We start from the raw sequence: 15691 nt of genomic DNA, 5'->3' as shown, positions 1-15691 counted from the left end.
CTGGCACTCTGCAAGGCCGCCTCCGCGAGGGGGTGCGCGAATCAAGGTGGTACCACGGCGCAGTTTTGCGCTCGTCCTTGAAGCTGAACGCTTCAAGGGCTTTTTTGTTTTCCTGTGAGTTTTCCGTAAAGGAGCATTGCAATCGTGAGCGAATCCATTATCCAAATCCGGTGTCTGACCAAAAATTTCGGCGGCGGGCCCCACGAGGTCCATGCCCTGAACGACATCAGCCTGGACATTCAGCCGGGGGAGATCTTCGGCATCATCGGCCTCTCCGGCGCGGGGAAATCCACCCTGGTCCGGTGCATGAACCTTCTGGAACGGCCCACCTCCGGCACCGTCCTGGTGGACGGGAAGGACATGACCGCCCTTTCGGAAAAGGAGCTCCGGCTCCAGCGGCGGAAAATCACCATGATTTTTCAGGGCTTCAACCTGCTGATGCAGCGGACCTGCCTGAAAAATGTCTGCTTCCCCATGGAGATCGCCGGGGTCCCCAAGGCCCGGGCGGAAAAGCGGGCGGAAGAGCTTCTCGACCTGGTGGGCCTTCAGGACAAGGCGAACGCCTACCCCGCCCAGCTCTCCGGCGGGCAGAAGCAGCGGGTGGCCGTGGCCCGGGCCCTGGCGACGGACCCCAAGGTCCTCCTCTGCGACGAGGCCACCTCCGCCCTGGACCCCACCACCACCGTCTCCATTCTGGAGCTTTTGAAGGACCTCAACGCCAAGCTGGGCGTCACCGTGGTGGTCATCACCCACCAAATGAGCGTCATCGAGGCCATCTGCTCCCGGGTGGCCATCCTGGACGGCGGCAGCGTCGCCGAGCTGGGGCCGGTGCAGGATATCTTCTCCAACCCCTCCACCGACGCCGCCCGGCGGCTGGTGTACCCCGGCGGAGCCAGCGTCTCCCAGTACCCCGTGGGTACCCGGGCCGCCCGGGTCTCCTTCAACGGCGGCACGGTGAACCAGCCCCTGATTGCCTCCCTTGCCATCGACTGCGGGGTGAAGGTCAGCATCCTGGGCGCGGACACCCGCAGCGTGGGCGGCCGGGCCACGGGGACCATGCTGCTGAGCCTTCCCGACGATCCCAACGAGGCCGCCAAGGCCCTGAGCTATATCCGTTCCCAGCCTTACATTACCGTGGAGGAGGTGGAGTACCGTGGCTGAGATTTTCACCGCCGCCTTTTGGGCGGAGTACGGCGGCATTTTGGCCGAGGGCGTCTGGGACACCCTGCTGATGACGGGCCTTTCCACCCTGCTGGCCTATCTCATCGGCCTGCCCATGGGCGTGGTCATGATTCTCACCCAGCCCCACGGCATCCGCCCGAACCGGGCCGTCAACGCGGTTTTGGGCTGGGTTATCAACATCGGCCGGTCCCTGCCCTTCATCATTTTGATGATTGCCCTGTTCCCCTTTACCAAGCTGGTGGTGGGCACGAAAATCGGCATCAAGGGCGCCGTGGTGCCCCTGGTGGTCTCCGCCGCCCCCTTCATCGCCCGGATGGTGGAAACCGCCCTCAGCGAGGTGGACGCGGGCGTCATTGAGGCGGCCCAGTCCATGGGGGCCTCCACCTTCCAGATTGTGTGGAAGGTCTACCTGCCGGAGGCAAAGCCCTCTTTGATTCTGGGAGGGTCCGTGGTCCTCATCGCCATTGTGGGCTACACCGCCATGGCGGGCATCATGGGGGCCGGAGGGCTGGGGGATCTGGCCATCCGGTACGGGCACCAGCGGAACGTCCCCTCGGTGATGTGGGTTACGGTGATTTTCCTCATCATTTTGGTCCAAGTCGTTCAATCCGTTTTCAGCCGCCTGTCGGTGCGCATCGACAAGCGTTTGAAATAAGGGCGTTCCCCCTTTCCCCTCCCACCCCCTCACGCGCGCAGAGAGGACGGAGGCCGGAGGGCGGGAAGCCTCCCATACCGAAGATCATTCGGAACAAGTCGTTGTTTTTAAATTGGAGGAACACAGTATGAAAAAGAAGATTTTCGCTCTCTCCCTGGCCCTGATTCTGGCCCTGTCCCTGGCCGCCTGCGGCGGCAAAGATTCCGGCGGCTCCGCCCCCGCGGACACCCAGCCCCCCGCAGATTCCGCTCCGGCGGACACCCAGGCCCCCGCCGACTCCGCCCCCGCCGAGACCGTGAAGCTCAGCGTCGCCGCCTCCCCCACCCCCCACGCCGAGATTCTCAAGCAGTGCGTGGACATCCTGAAAGAGCAGGGCATTGAGCTGGTGGTCAACGAATACTCCGACTACGTGGTGCCCAACACCGCCGTGGAGGACGGGGACGAGGATGCCAACTACTTCCAGCACGTCCCCTATCTGGACAACTTCAACGCCGAGCGGGGCACCCACCTGGTGAGCGTGGCCGGCGTCCACATTGAGCCCATGGGCCTGTACGCGGGCAACTCCGCCTCCCTGGACGCCATCCCCGACGGGGGCAAGGTCGCCGTCCCCAACGACCCCACCAACGAGGGCCGGGCCCTGCTGCTGCTGGAGGCCCAGGGCCTCATCAAGCTCAAGGACAGCTCCAATCTGGAGGCCACCCCCAACGACATCGCCGAGAACCCCAAGAATCTGGAGTTCGTGGAGCTGGAGGCCGCCAACGTCCCCGCCAACCTGGATGAAGTGGACATCGCCGCCATCAACTCCAACTACGCCCTGGGCGCCGGGCTGAACCCCGTGGAGGACGCCCTGGTCATCGAGGCCGCCGACTCCCCCTACGTGAACATCCTGGTGGTCAAGGAGGGCAATGAGAACAACGAGGCCGTCCAGGCCCTGGTAAAGGCTCTCCAGTCCGATACCGTCAAGGACTATATCAACAACACCTTCGGCGGCGCGGTGGTTCCGGCATTTTAAGCGAAACTGGTCAAGGCCCGGGAATGGCTCCCGGGCCTTGCTCTTTTTTACAGTCCCAGCCGCTGCCGGAGGGCTGCCAGGGCGCACAGGCAGGTCAGCATCGCCAGGGCCCCCGTGCCCCAGAGGAGGCTGTAGCTCACCGCCTCCTTGTCCTTCAGCCGCCCCGCCGCCGCGGAGGCGAAGACGTACAAAGAGACCAGGGCAAAGGCCACGGACAAAATCTCCGCCGCGTCCCGCCATCCCAGCGCCGCCGCCCCCAGATACAGCAAAAAGCCCAGGCCGGAGACAATGGCCCCCCGGTTCAGCCGCTTCACGCCCTGCAAAAGCAAGGAGTTTTTTCGCTTCATTTGTATACCCTCCGTTGATTATCCCTCAAACATTACAAATCGTTCTCATTTTTCGTAGCCGTTTACCATAACGTCCAGCACCCGGGCCGCGACGTTTCCCGCCACGCTGCTGCCGCCGCCGCCGTTTTCCACCAGAACCACGAAGGCATAGGGCGCGTCCTCGTTCCGCAGGAACCCGGCGAACCAGGCGTGGGGGGCCAGTCCCTCTCCCACCTCGGCGGTGCCGGACTTGGCGCAGAGGTCCATGTTGGGGAAGCGGCTCTTGCCGTAGGTCTTTTCCACATTCCCCGCCATCAGATCCGCCAGTTTTTCCGCCGTGCCCGCGCCGGCGAGGGTCCCCGTTTTGCGGGTCCAGCGGGGCAGGGAGGGAATCCCCAGGCCGTTTTTGGTCTTGAGAATCAGATAAGGCTCCGCCGCCCTGCCGCCGTTCGCGACGGCCCCCATGTAGACCATCAGGGCGCAGGGGTTCACCAGGTCCTTGTCCTGGCCCACCCCCGCCCAGCCCAGGCGGCCCTGGGTGAGATTCCAGTCAAAGGAACCCTTGGCGGTGGTCAGGCCGTCCAGACGGTAGGCGGAGGTAAGGCCCGCCTGCTCCGTGTACTTCCGCAGGGTTTCCGCCCCCAGCTCCACGGCAATGTCCGCAAAGGCGGCGTTGCAGCTGTTGGCAAAAGCGGCGGCGATGTCCTGCTTTCCGTGAACGCCGGAGCAGATGATGGTCTCCTCCCCGATTTGGACGGACCCGGCGCAGTCCCAGGTCCGGGACTCCAGGTCCGGCAGATTCTCCAGCGCCGCCGCCAGGGTGACGGTCTTGTAAACGGAGCCGGGGGTAAAAACGGAGGACAAGAAGCGGTTCACATAGGCCCCCTTCCAGCGGTCGTTGGTCTCAATGTCCTCCGGGACATTCAGCGGGTCGTAGCTGGGGGCGGAGACCATGCAGAGAACCTCCCCGGTCTTGTAGTTGTATACCGCCACCGTCCCGGCATGGCCGTTCAGGGCCTGATAGGCCTCATAATTGTACCGGGCGTCAAGGGTCAGGGTCAGCTCCCCGCCCCGCCCCGCGCCAAAGGCCCCGTTGATCAGATTCCAGCCCGTCATCCGGCCGGCAAAAGCGTTCAGCGCCCCAACCCCGATGTTCCCCTGAAGGTCCCCCACAGCGTGGAGCGTAGCCTTGCGGACCACCTCGCTGTCATAGTAAGTCCGCTCCCCGTTTTCCACGGAGGACAGCACATCCCCGTCCCGGTCCAGCACAGTCCCGGCGGTCAGCTGCCCCTGGGAGTTGTAAAGGTGGCGGTTAAAAGCGGCGGAAGCCCAGCTTCCCCCCTGGGTCAGATAGCAGAAGAGGAAAAAGGCCATCCCCGCCGCCAGCGCCAAAGCCAGCAGAAAGCAAACCACCGCCCGGTTTTCAATTTTCTTCATAAAAATCCCCCTTTCCCGCCCCCGTCCATCGTCCCCCGTCTCCCGTCCCCCCGTCCTTCGTCCCCCCGCAGGGGGTGGGGGATGCTCAAGGGGGAGCCCGCTCCCCCTTGAAGGAGGCGGAGGAAACGGAGCGGAACGGATGCCCGGCTTTCAGCCGGGCGGAGTGGAGCGCAGTTTTTGACGCCGGATGGCGAAGCTGGCATGCTCCCGGGTGTCCGTGGCCTTCAAGAAGGCCAGCAGCCCCCAGGCAGACATCATGGCGGACCCGCCGTTGGAGACAAAGGGAAAGGTCACCCCCGTCAGGGGCAGAAGGTCCACCGACCCAAACACATTCAAACAGGTCTGGAACACCAGCAGTGACCCGGCGGCGCAGGCGGCCAGGCAGTAAAAGCTGCTCCGCCCCGCCCGGCAGGCCCGGACCGTGAAGAACGCCAGGGCCGCAATGGCCCCCACGGCGAAAAAGGCAATCACCAGCCCCCACTCCTCGCAGAGCATGCCAAAGACCAAATCCGTGTCCGCCGCCGGAACCCGGTGGAGCCAGCCGTTCCCCGCCCCCATGCCAAGCAACCCCCCGGAGGCCGCGGCGGACATGGTGCGGGTCTGCTGGTAGCCCCGTCCGGAGGCGTCCGCCCAGGCGTGGCCCCAGGCGGCGAAGCGGTCCAGAATGTAGGGCTTGAACTTCACAATCAGCCCCGCGCCGAACACCGCCCCGCCGCAGATGAGGGAGAGGGTGGCGAAGTCCCCGGAGCGGAGGTAGGCCAGCACCAGGAAGGTGACAAAGAAAATCGCCGCCGTGCCGAAGTCGCTCATCAGCCCCAGAAGGCCCACACAGACCCCGGTGAGGACGATGAAGAGGGTCAGGTTCCGCTTGCGGAACAGCCGCTCCAGCGTGGCGGACCCGGCGAAGATATAGCAGATCTTCGCAATCTCCGAGGGCTGGAAGCTGAGGGGGCCCAGGGAAATCCAGTTCACCGCGCCGTACTTCCGGCTGCCCAGCACCAGCGTCACGGCCAAAAGGCCGATGGAGGCCGCCGCCATGACCCAGCGATTCCGCTGGACCCGCCCCAAGTCCCGGAGGAAGAGCCCCAGAGTCAAAAAGAGGCCCAGCCCCAGGATTACCGCCAGGAGCTGCTTAAAGAGGCTCCCCGGGGCGCTGGAGGCCGTTACCGCCAGGGAGAGGGTGGAGAGGAAGAAGGCGATGGTCTCCATCTCAAAGCCCACGCAGCGGCTAAGCCGCAGGACAGCGGCGTAGAGCCACATCACCGCCGTCAGCCCCAAAAAGGCCAGGGGAACGGCGGGGGAGGCCTCTCCCCCGGCGGCCACCATCAGCTGGACGCAGGCCAGGAGCTGGAACACCGTCAGCCAGAGGAAGGAGGGCCACATGGCGGCGGGGCGCTCCGCCCGGCGCTTTTCCGCCAGCTCCTCCCGCTCCTCCACGGTCTGGGGCAAAAACAGCAGCGGCACGCCCCCCAGGCTGATGGAGTCCCCCATTTTGACGGGGGCGGAGCCCTCCACCTTCTCGCCGTTGAGGAGGACGCCGCCCTTGGAATCCAGGTCGTAAAGGGTCCACTCCCCCTCCTCATTCCGGCACAGGGCGGCGTGCTGGCGGGAGACGCTGGGGTAGTTCAGCCGCACGTCGGCGCTCTTCCCCCGGCCCAGGATGTTCTCCCAGTGGGTGAGGGGCACGGAGCCCCCGCCGGGGAGGCTGAGCTGGCCCCAGGTCTCCGGCGTGTGGGGGAGGCGGAGGAGGGACCGGACGGCCCGGTAGAGGATGGCCCCCGCCAGGATGGGAAAGAGGAAGCGGACGAAGGCGGTATAGAAGGTCCCGGCGGCGGGGTATGCCGCCAGGAGCTCGGGTAAGGTCATGAACGGGCCTCCTTTCGGAGAGATGATAGTACAGCATACCATGGTTTTCGGAAAAAATCTACCGGAAATCAGAGCAAGGGGAGGGCGCGCCAAAAATTTCCGGCGCGCCCTTCACTTTTTCGGCGTTGTGCCGATATACTAAATAGAAATATGTACGCCCTGCGGCGAAAGGAGGCCCCGCCATGTCCGGCATGCAAGTGAACAGCACCGCCGCCTCCGCGGCCTCCTCCTGGCAGGAACGGAGCGCCCCGGAAGCCTCCCGTGAAAAGGAGGACGCCTCTCTCACCATCTGCGAGATGATGAAGGAGGCCCGGGAAAAGGCCGACGCCGCCCGGGACAAACTCAATTCCATCAAGCCCAAGCCCCGCTATGGCGACGCGCCCATGGAGGCGTACGCCCGGCTGGCCCGGGCGAAACGGTCCTCGGAGGTTAACGCCGCCGCCGGATTCGCCCGGCGGCAGATTGTCCGCCTCCAGAGCGCCAAGCGGACGGACCCGGACAACGCCAAGCGGATTCAGGCCGCCATCAACCAGCTCCAGAAGGCCGTCCAGCGGGCGGGGAAGAAGAACCGGGACCTGGAGCGGGAGCGCGTCGCCCAGGCCCGGCAGAAAAAATTACAGCAGGAGAAGCGGAGCCGGGAGGCCCGCCGCCAGAAGCAGGAGCTTTTGCGCAAGCAGGCCATGCGGCGGATTCGGGAATCCGGCTATCTCCGGGAGGCGGAAGTGGACAATCGGATGCAGGCGCACATCGCCGCCGTGGACATGGAACTGCGGGAACAGGCCCAGAAGCTGGCCTCTTCCTTCCAGCCCTCCATGGAGCTGGTGGCGAAGCAGTATGCCGCGGACAGCGCCGCCATGGCGCTGCCGGAGGAGCTGCCCGCCGCCCCCGCCAGTGGGGAAATTGATTTGCAGGCGTAAGCCAAGTTTATGCGATTGAAGGAATGAACCGGCATGAGAATTGAAAACGCACTCCAGGCCCGCCCGGAATACCGGAAAACCACGGCCTCAGCCACACCGTCAAAAACCTTCGGGCAGGTGATGCAGACGGCCAAAGCCCAGGACCGCTACGTCCCCAGCACCCCGCAGCCCCGGTCGGAGCCGGAGTTTTCCCTGGCGGAGCGGACGTATTATGGAAGTGTTACCGTCAGCAACGCAACCCAAGCAAAGCTGAAGCAGTTGGCGGAAATAGATCGGCAAGCCGACTACACCGGCATGAGTCCGGAGGAAATCTATGCGGAAATCTGGAACCGCTATGATGAAGCCTTTGGGGGAGATATGATCGCCATTAAAGGCTATATCGCCGGACCCGCAGAATGGTGTGTGGTTAATAACCAGTTTTGCGACGAAGTTACGCGCCATATTTTCAACCCCGCCATAAATGCCGCCTGGAAAGAGGGCTTGGAACTGGACGGCAGACCGTATACGGAATGGACCTATGAGGAAAAAACCGCCCTGGACCGTTCATGCAGGGAGAAAGCGGACAAGGTCGTTTTTGACGCTAAGATGAAGGTTTTGGGTTACGATGGAATGAGCTTTGATGAACGGGAAGCGGCAATTCGGGAGAAATATGCTGGCAAAAATACAACCATAGATTTTTTAAAAATGCAAAATGAACTACAAGAAACCGGCGTCCTAAACAATAAGATGGGGTGGGAATCGGCACGTCTCTACCGCGCCATGCTGGAGGTCCAGCTTGAAGATCTCTTTAATCCGAACAGCATTTCTGCGGTTGGATACGAAAAGCATTCTCTCATGACGGCGGATCAATGGTACCGTGTGGCGGACCAGCCCTTTGACACGGCCCAATTCGCGGCCGCAATGAAGGACAATTTGCACCGAGTCAGCGGCCATAACGGCTGGACCGAGGACTACGTGAAGCTGCTGGAGGGGCTCTTTGACCACTTTATCACCGGAGCGGCGGACGACGGCCTGGACTCTCTGCTGGATGCGGCCATTGAATAACAAACGGCGGGACCCCTGGGGGCCCCGCCGTTTTTATGTGCTCTCGCCGCTCTCCGGCTCTCCCACCGTCACCTCCACGGGAAGGCCGTTGACCTCCACGTCCTCCCCGGCGGGAATGAGGAGGTACTTCCGCCCGTCGATGACCCGGGTTTCTACCAGATAGCTGTAGGCCGGGTCCAGGGAAATAGTGGCCTGTTCCGTCTTCACGTCGAAGCGCTTGACGTCGATGAGGTTTTCCGGGTTCAGCGCCGCGCCGCCGAAGGCCTCGCCGCACTGGGCCTGGAAGGCCGCCGCCCGCTCCTCCGCCACGCCGCACTCCCGGAGGATGCCCCCGATCTCCCCGGCGGAGAGGGCCAGGGGCTCCGCCTCCTTATCCTCGCGGTTCGCCTCGATTTTCTCCAGCAGCCGCCCGTGGACCGCCTGGACCACCTCCAGGCTGCACGCGCCCTCCAGCGCCCCGGAGAGGGCCCCCTGGAATGCCTCCTTCTGCTCGGCGGCGGACATGGGGGGCTCCGTGCGGAAGACGGCGTCCAGGAACTCCTGGTGAATCTGGTCCGGCTTCCGGGAGTAGAAGAGGGCGTTGTAGATGTTCGCCGCCCGGTCGTCGAAGGCGGGGAAGAGGAAGCCCAGCTCCGGGGCGGAGACCACCTGCCCGGCGGCGCAGCTGTGGAACTCGTTTTCCCCGGGGAAATAGCCCAGCTCCATTTTGCAGGTTTTCACCGGGCAGATGCTGCATAGGATGTAGGAGAAAACCTCGTCCGAGCTGTCGGGGTCGGCTTCCCCGTCCCGCCCCCGGCGGGGCACGTCGTAGGCGTCGTGGGCCAGGAGGATTAAATAGTTGCTGTCCCCCATGTCCAGGGCGTCAATCACGGCGCGGTAGAAGGTTTCCCGGATTTCCCCGTCCTTCAGCCCGGACTCCCGGAGGGCGGAGAGGAGGCGGTGCTCGTCGCTGTCCATCACCTGGGCGGTGGAGAAGACCACGTCGATGAGGTGCTTCCCCAGGGTGCCGGAGAGGGATTTTTTCAAAAGGCTTAAGTACTTCTCCGCCTCCTCCAGGGGCATGTTCCCCAGAGACTCGTCCAGATAGGAGATGATCTCCCGGCTGGAGCCGTTGACATAGCAGCCGTAAACCCGGCTGACGGCGGATTTCTCCGGCCGGAAGCGGCGGCGGAGCTCGCTGACTTCTTTTCCGTTCATAGCGTTACCTCGCAGTTTGGCGGCGGAGCCGCCGGGATGTTCCGACAGTGTTGTCAAACATCTATTCTACTGGAAATCGGCGGAAAATGCAACCGCTTTTTTCACCCCGGCCCAAAGGTGTAAATTTCCTGTAAAGAACTCCGGGATTCCTTGCGGAAGGGGCCGGTTTTGTGCTAAGATAGGCCATATTTCCAATTTCGTTTCAAGAGGGGGCGGAGCGCGTGGGCAGGCTTGGACATTGGAGGGACCGGATGGGCCGGACCAAGACCGTCCTGGGCGAGAAGGTCCGGGAGGCCCTGGCCTCCGTGCTGCCCATTACGGCCATTGTGCTGGTCCTCTGCCTCACCGTGGCCCCCCTGCCGGTGGACGCGCTGCTGGCCTTCCTGGCGGGGGCGGTGCTGCTGATTCTGGGCATGGGCTTTTTCACCCTGGGGGCGGAGGCCGCCATGACCCCCATCGGCGAGCAGGTGGGCGCCCACATGGCAAACTCCCGGAAGGTCTGGGTCATTGTCTCCGTCAGCTTCCTCATCGGCGTGGTGGTCACCATCTCGGAGCCGGACCTCCAGGTCCTGGCCTCCCAGGTCCCCGGCATTCCCAACGCGGTGCTCATCGGGGCCGTGGCCGCCGGAGTGGGGGTCTTCCTGGTGGTGGCCCTGCTGCGCATCCTGTTTCAGATTTCCCTCCAGTGGCTGCTGGTGGGGTCTTACGCCGCAGTCTTCCTCCTGGCGGCGTTCTTCGTGCCGGGGGACTTTCTGGCGGTGGCCTTCGACTCCGGCGGCGTCACCACCGGGCCCATGACGGTGCCGTTCATCATGGCCTTAGGCCTGGGCGTTTCCTCCATCCGAAGCGACGAGAACGCCGCCCAGGACAGCTTCGGCCTGGTGGCCCTGTGCTCCGTGGGGCCCATTCTGGCGGTGCTGATTCTGGCCATGCTGTTCCCCGCCTCCGGGGCCTACAGCCCCTCCGCCATGCCCCAGGCGGCGGACAGCCGGGAGCTGGGGGGCCTGTTCCTCTCCGCCTTCCCGGAGTACGCCGTGGAGGTCTTCAAGAGCCTCTTCCCCATCGCCGCTTTCTTCGGCCTGTTTCAGGTAATCGCCCTGGGGCTGAAGCGGAAGAAGGTCTGGAAGATCGTCATCGGCCTCCTGTATACCTACATTGGCCTGGCCCTCTTCCTCACGGGGGTCAACGTGGGCTTTCTCCCGGCGGGCACGTACCTGGGACGGCAGATCGCCGCCCTGCCCTTCAACTGGCTGCTGGTGCCCACCGGCATGCTGATGGGCTGGTTCATTGTCCAGGCGGAGCCAGCGGTTCACGTGCTGAACCGCCAGGTGGAGGAGATTACCTCCGGGGCCATCCCCGGCGGAGCCATGAGCGCCAGCCTCTCCATCGGCGTGGCGGCGTCCATCGGCCTTGCCATGGTGCGGGTGCTGACGGGGGTGTCCGTCTTCGCCTTTTTGGTGCCGGGGTATCTTCTGGCGGTGGTCCTCAGCTTCTTCGTGCCGAAGATGTTCACCTCCATCGCCTTCGACTCCGGCGGCGTGGCCTCGGGCCCCATGACGGCCACGTTCCTGCTGCCCTTCGCCATGGGGGCCTGCGAGGCCCTGGGGGGCAGCATCGTCACCGACGCCTTCGGGGTCGTCGCCATGGTGGCCATGACGCCGCTTTTGACCATCCAGCTCCTGGGCCTTGCCTACCAGTGGAAGCTGAAGGCCCAGCTGGCCCAGGCGGCGGAGGACGAGGAGATCATCGACCTTGGGTATTGAGTTTACGCGCGAAAGCGCTTTGAGAGGGGAGGCCCGCCTGTGGACAGAGCCGTTCTCATGATTGTCATCACGGACCGGAGCCGGGGCGGGGAGTTCGCCGCCTGGTTCCAGGCCCAGGGGGCCACGCTGGTGCTCTCCGCCCTGGGCCAGGGCACCGCCGCCACGGAGGTGCTGGACTACCTGGGGCTGGAGGCCACGGAGAAGGCGGTGCTGCTGCTGGCGGCTCCCCGGTCGGGGCGGCTGGTGCGCAAAGCGGCCCGGGAACTGTGGCTGGACGTGCCGGGGCGGGGCATTTTGATGGCCGTGCCCATTTCCAGCGTAGGCGGGGCCCGGGCCAGGGACTATCTGCTGTCATGGCAGGGGGAGGAGGACGACATGGATAGGGAAATCACCCACGAGCTCATCGTGGTCATCGCCAACCGGGGCCACACGGACCAGGTGATGGACGCCGCCCGCTCCGCCGGAGCCGCCGGAGGCACCACCATCCACGCCAAGGGCACCGGGACGGAGCTGGCGAGAAAGTTCTTGGGCGTGTCCCTGGCGGCGGAGAAGGAGATCGTCTTCATCCTAGCCAAGGAAGCGGCCCGGAAGCCCATTATGAAAGCCGTCATGACCCAGGCGGGGATGCATACCAAGGCCCAGGCCGTGGTCTTCTCCCTGCCGGTGACGGACCTGGCGGGACTGCGGCTGCTGGAAGAGGACGGGTGAGGAAGCTCCTCGGGCCGGCCGATGCATGGCTGGAGGAATGGACTGACCAGGGGGTCAGGCCCCGCAGGAGGGTTTTCCCGGCTGCCGGAGCGGCGGCGTTTTGAGATTGAGAAAAGAGGCCCGGCGCTGTTTTGCTCCGGGCCTCTTTCGTTGCCGTCGCTCCGGCCCGGTCTATCGCCAGACTGTCAGAGCGTGTTAAAGTTCTTTGGATACTTTCTTTCAAGAAAGTATCAGGTCACCAGCAGCACCACATACCCCGCGTAGAGCCCCAGCATCAAAACGCCCTGCCAGCGGTAGAACCGCTCCGTCACCAGGGGCGGAATCACCGCCACGCAGCAAAGCAAAAGGCAGGCGGGCATATCCAGCAGCGTGGTCTGGGCCCCGATGGTCAGCGCCCCGCCGCTGACGGCGGAGCACACCGGGAGAATCATGGTCAGGTCAATGACGTTGGCCCCGATGATGTTCCCCACGGACATGGACGCTTCCTTTTTGGCGATGGCCGTCAGGGTGGTCACCAGCTCGGGGAGGGACGTGCCGATGGCCACCATGGTGACGCCGATGATGCTGGCGGGGACCCCCATCAGCAGGGCCAGCTCGCTTCCGTAGTTGATCAAAAGCTGGGAGCCGGCGACAATGGCCGTGATGCCCAGGACGAAAAGGAACAGCTTTTCCACCATCTGCCGCCGGGAGACGGTGCGGCCCTTGTGGCGGGCCTCCCGGTTTTCCGCCATGCCGCTTTTGGCGTCCCGGAGGTTGCTCCAGAGATAAACGCCGAAGATGACAAACAGCGTCAGCCCCGGCAGGGCCTTCAGCACGCCGCCCCGGCTGAGGACCAGCAGCAGCGCCGCGCCAAGGACCATCAGCAGGGCCTTAAGCTGGAACTGCGCCCGCTTCACCGCCGAGGGGATGCACACCAGGGAGATGCCCAGGATAAGCCCCAGGTTGGCCGTGACGGAGCCCACGGCGTTGCCCACCGCCAAATCCACCTCCCCCTGGAGGGTTCCGGTGAGGGAGACCGTCAGCTCCGGCAGGGTGGTGGCCAGGGAGACGATGGTGGCCCCGATGATGAACCGGGGCACGCCGGTGGCCTCCGCGATCCACACGGCCCCGTCCAAAAACCAGTCGCCGCCCTTGATGATGAGGAGCAGGCCTAAGAGAAACAAAAGAACCGTGATCCAAATTTCCATACAATCCACCGCTTTCCAAAAATTCAGCGAGACCTCTATCCTCCGGGGCAGCGCCGGAAACCCGGCAGTTGTCCCACAGGATAAAAGTCTCGCTTTTCAGCGGGCCCGGATGGCGGTGAACCATCGTGATGACGAGCCGCGCCACGTTGAAAACGTAAGCTACTCCCTTTTACGAAGCCATGAGCTGTGAGACCACTATATGGAATCATACACGTTTTGTCAACGCTAACTTTGCCGGAATTTGGCGGGCGCAGGTTGTAATATTAAATGCGAAAGAACACGAAGCCCCACGAACGGGGCGGTTCGGTTCTATCGCATTTATTTTTTTATACCACAACCGGGCCGGAAAATCAAGCGGGAGGGCGAAAAGATGAAGAAAAAATGGGAAGTGCGCTATTTCGTGACGGCGGTTGCCAGCGTTCCCGTGTATAAGGCGTACAGCAAGACCGAAACTTACCGGCAGGCCGCGAAAGACGGCTGGGGAACCGTGTACCGCGACGAAAACAACGCGCTGGTTTGCGACGAAGATTGCGCCGCTGACCTCTACACGAAGAACGGCGGCTATTTCGGTATTCGCTCTTGTGATGAAATCATCACAAAGGAAATGCCGAAACAAGCGGAGTGCGCCGCGATCATCGTAAGCGATTCTTGCGGCTTTACCTTTTGGGCGGAAGATTTCAGCCAGATTCACATTTTCGCAACCTACGACGAAAACGGGGCTTTCTTGGGGTATGCCTTGTAGCGTCGAATTCGTACAACGTCCGCAACGTCAATTCCTCCGGCGCGATGAACTGGAACAACGCGTACAACGGCAACAGGGGCGCGCGCCCGCTTTGGTGGAACACCGCGAACGAGTAAGCCGCAAGGCCGAAAGCAGAGGACCACTATCAAAGGAAGGTATATCCCGCCGCCGCGGTGAGAGAGCGGGGGTAAATACAAGATTGGTGAAGCAAGGCCCACGGGAACCGGCTTCCGCCCCGCGGCGGGCGCGCCGCGGGGTCCGATGATGAAGCGTTGTCTATGGCGCATTGCGCCCGCCGCAACGCCGATTCTATACACGGCAAGGAGTTTCCATTTATGGAGCAAGTAAGCGATTTTCAAACGACGACGCGCCCACGTGGGAGGACGTGACGCAGGCCGTCAACAGCGGAAGCAAATTCTTTTTCAGCAACACCACAAAGACCGCCGCCGAATGGGGCTTCAACTTCCGTATCAAGGTACATCGAAACGCCCACCGTCGTGGAAAATCTGCTGGCAATCGGGATTGACCCGACCGTTGTTGAAGCAGAGGGCGACCCGGAAAACAACAATTAAACCCGTCCGATTCGGACAAAAACAAAGCCCGTCGGGGAATGCCCCCGGCGGGCTTTTTGTGTTGGCGGCTATTCGTGCGGAATGGTTATGCGCTTGAATTTCGCCTTAATTTCGGATTGAACTAAATTTATTCGGTATGGGATAAGGTCATTTAGCATAAATGCCTTTTCTGCTTCAAATTCGGCTTGCGTCCTGATTCTATAAAATCCGGGCTTTTCCGGGTCCTCTATGCGCTGAAAACAACCGTCGGATTCGGCTTCTTCCGGGGTATTCCACCGCGTCCAGTTGGACCGCATTTCGTCGTAAAGCTTTAGGCGCTTTATTTGCTTTTTCAAAAGCTTTTCGCCGTATTGTGAAATATTAGATTGCTTTATCAATTTGTTATAGCATTCAACACCGCACTTCAAAGAAAATCCGTCGTCAAAATGAAGAACAAACACGTTGCGAATATACGTCCCGCAATGTTCGCAACATATACCCGCGTTTTTGGGAAGCTGATAATATTCAACCCACATTATAAGACCCCCTTTTTGTAGAGGGGCGGCGGAGCGCCGCCCCGGTCAAGTATCAGCAGACGAACACGCCCAGCGGGGAGCCGTTCGCGGACCGCCAGCCGCGGCGGTGAATGTCGGACAGGCGGACCCGTTCGGGCCGGTCCGGGTTGTAGTCCCAGCGGACAAGGGCGAACACGCCGCCGCGGAGAACTACGCCGTCGGGAACATCGACGAAACCGACAACCGTCCCCGTTTCGAGCGGGAAGCAGGCCCCGCAATTCCGTTCGACGGGCTGACCGATCATCACGATCACGGAACCGTCGTCGGCGGGCTGGGAGATCGTCACGATCTTAGAGGGGGCCGCGTCCTCCGCGGCTGGAGCGGAGGCGGATTCCTCCGCGGGTTCTTCCGGCTGAACCTCACGTTCGGCGCGGAAAACCGGGGCCATAGAATAGCGATAAGGAATGATATATTCGCCGCGTTCGTCGCTGAACAGCTTTGTCCGGCGGGTTTTGCCGTTCCGCTCAAACGTCACGGTTTTGTCGGTGCGCTTCACGATCTTGATGGTGAAAACGCAGTTGTGGTCACA

General features: G+C 62.8%; 15 protein-coding genes. 8 read left to right on the top strand and 7 right to left on the bottom strand.

The window, feature by feature from the left end; all coding sequences use genetic code 11:
- Window positions 1-156 precede the first annotated feature (156 nt).
- From Q1M04_RS11780 to Q1M04_RS11770, 3 genes are all read left to right on the top strand, one after another.
- Entirely contained in the window at window positions 157-1161 is a 1005-nt protein-coding gene (locus tag Q1M04_RS11780) for a methionine ABC transporter ATP-binding protein (RefSeq protein WP_297998715.1), read from the top strand.
- Window positions 1154-1837 carry a methionine ABC transporter permease gene (locus Q1M04_RS11775; RefSeq protein WP_363173129.1) on the top strand — a complete coding sequence of 228 codons (684 nt, stop codon included), beginning with the start codon at window positions 1154-1156 and terminating at the stop codon, window positions 1835-1837. Before Q1M04_RS11780 ends, Q1M04_RS11775 begins: the two co-directional genes overlap by 8 nt.
- 127 nt (window positions 1838-1964) lie before the next feature.
- Window positions 1965-2849, top strand: a complete 885-nt coding sequence (locus tag Q1M04_RS11770; protein ID WP_297998688.1) for a MetQ/NlpA family ABC transporter substrate-binding protein — start codon at window positions 1965-1967, stop codon at window positions 2847-2849.
- Between the two features lie 47 nt (window positions 2850-2896).
- Here Q1M04_RS11770 and Q1M04_RS11765 read toward each other — a convergent pair whose 3' ends face one another.
- From Q1M04_RS11765 to Q1M04_RS11755, 3 genes are all read right to left on the bottom strand, one after another.
- On the bottom strand, window positions 2897-3196 hold the full coding sequence (locus Q1M04_RS11765; protein WP_297998690.1) for a hypothetical protein: 300 nt from the start codon (window positions 3194-3196) through the stop codon (window positions 2897-2899).
- 45 nt (window positions 3197-3241) lie between these two features.
- The gene (locus tag Q1M04_RS11760; protein WP_297998692.1) at window positions 3242-4612 is read right to left on the bottom strand and encodes a penicillin-binding transpeptidase domain-containing protein; all 1371 of its coding nucleotides are present in this window, start codon (window positions 4610-4612) and stop codon (window positions 3242-3244) included.
- Between the two features lie 150 nt (window positions 4613-4762).
- Window positions 4763-6478, bottom strand: coding sequence for an FtsW/RodA/SpoVE family cell cycle protein (locus Q1M04_RS11755; RefSeq protein ID WP_297998694.1), 1716 nt, complete (start codon window positions 6476-6478; stop codon window positions 4763-4765).
- Window positions 6479-6660: 182 nt separating this feature from the next.
- On the opposite strand from Q1M04_RS11755, the gene Q1M04_RS11750 reads away from it, so the two are divergent.
- Complete coding sequence (locus tag Q1M04_RS11750) at window positions 6661-7395, top strand: hypothetical protein (RefSeq protein WP_297998696.1); 735 nt, start codon at window positions 6661-6663, stop codon at window positions 7393-7395.
- A gap of 33 nt (window positions 7396-7428) precedes the next feature.
- Window positions 7429-8439 (top strand): hypothetical protein, encoded by a 1011-nt coding sequence (locus Q1M04_RS11745; protein WP_297998698.1) that lies wholly within the window; start codon window positions 7429-7431, stop codon window positions 8437-8439.
- Between the two features lie 33 nt (window positions 8440-8472).
- On the opposite strand, the gene Q1M04_RS11740 is transcribed toward Q1M04_RS11745, so the two are convergent.
- Window positions 8473-9636, bottom strand: a complete 1164-nt coding sequence (locus Q1M04_RS11740) for a DUF4317 domain-containing protein (protein ID WP_297998700.1) — start codon at window positions 9634-9636, stop codon at window positions 8473-8475.
- 251 nt (window positions 9637-9887) lie between these two features.
- Here Q1M04_RS11740 and Q1M04_RS11735 point away from each other — a divergent pair, with 251 nt between their 5' ends.
- Together Q1M04_RS11735 and Q1M04_RS11730 are read left to right on the top strand one after the other, a co-directional pair.
- Window positions 9888-11399 carry a DUF1538 domain-containing protein gene (locus Q1M04_RS11735; protein ID WP_297998701.1) on the top strand — a complete coding sequence of 504 codons (1512 nt, stop codon included), beginning with the start codon at window positions 9888-9890 and terminating at the stop codon, window positions 11397-11399.
- Between the two features lie 39 nt (window positions 11400-11438).
- The gene (locus tag Q1M04_RS11730; protein ID WP_243413980.1) at window positions 11439-12107 is read left to right on the top strand and encodes a P-II family nitrogen regulator; all 669 of its coding nucleotides are present in this window, start codon (window positions 11439-11441) and stop codon (window positions 12105-12107) included.
- Window positions 12108-12337: 230 nt separating this feature from the next.
- Here the strand turns inward: Q1M04_RS11730 and Q1M04_RS11725 are convergent, their stop codons facing one another.
- Entirely contained in the window at window positions 12338-13294 is a 957-nt protein-coding gene (locus Q1M04_RS11725) for a calcium/sodium antiporter (RefSeq protein ID WP_297998705.1), read from the bottom strand.
- Window positions 13295-13664: 370 nt separating this feature from the next.
- Between Q1M04_RS11725 and Q1M04_RS11720 the strand changes: the two genes are divergently transcribed.
- On the top strand, window positions 13665-14036 hold the full coding sequence (locus tag Q1M04_RS11720; RefSeq protein ID WP_297998708.1) for a hypothetical protein: 372 nt from the start codon (window positions 13665-13667) through the stop codon (window positions 14034-14036).
- Window positions 14037-14676: 640 nt separating this feature from the next.
- On the opposite strand, the gene Q1M04_RS11715 is transcribed toward Q1M04_RS11720, so the two are convergent.
- Together Q1M04_RS11715 and Q1M04_RS11710 are read right to left on the bottom strand one after the other, a co-directional pair.
- Window positions 14677-15123 carry a hypothetical protein gene (locus Q1M04_RS11715; RefSeq protein WP_297998710.1) on the bottom strand — a complete coding sequence of 149 codons (447 nt, stop codon included), beginning with the start codon at window positions 15121-15123 and terminating at the stop codon, window positions 14677-14679.
- 52 nt (window positions 15124-15175) lie between these two features.
- Window positions 15176-15691: hypothetical protein (locus Q1M04_RS11710; protein WP_300447902.1), on the bottom strand; the 516-nt coding region annotated here is incomplete at its 5' end.

This window comes from uncultured Oscillibacter sp. (genome assembly GCF_950073225.1).
In the GTDB taxonomy this organism is placed as follows: domain Bacteria; phylum Bacillota; class Clostridia; order Oscillospirales; family Oscillospiraceae; genus Oscillibacter.
Note: the sequence above shows the minus strand (reverse complement) of the source record. Positions and strands in the feature narration are given on the sequence as shown.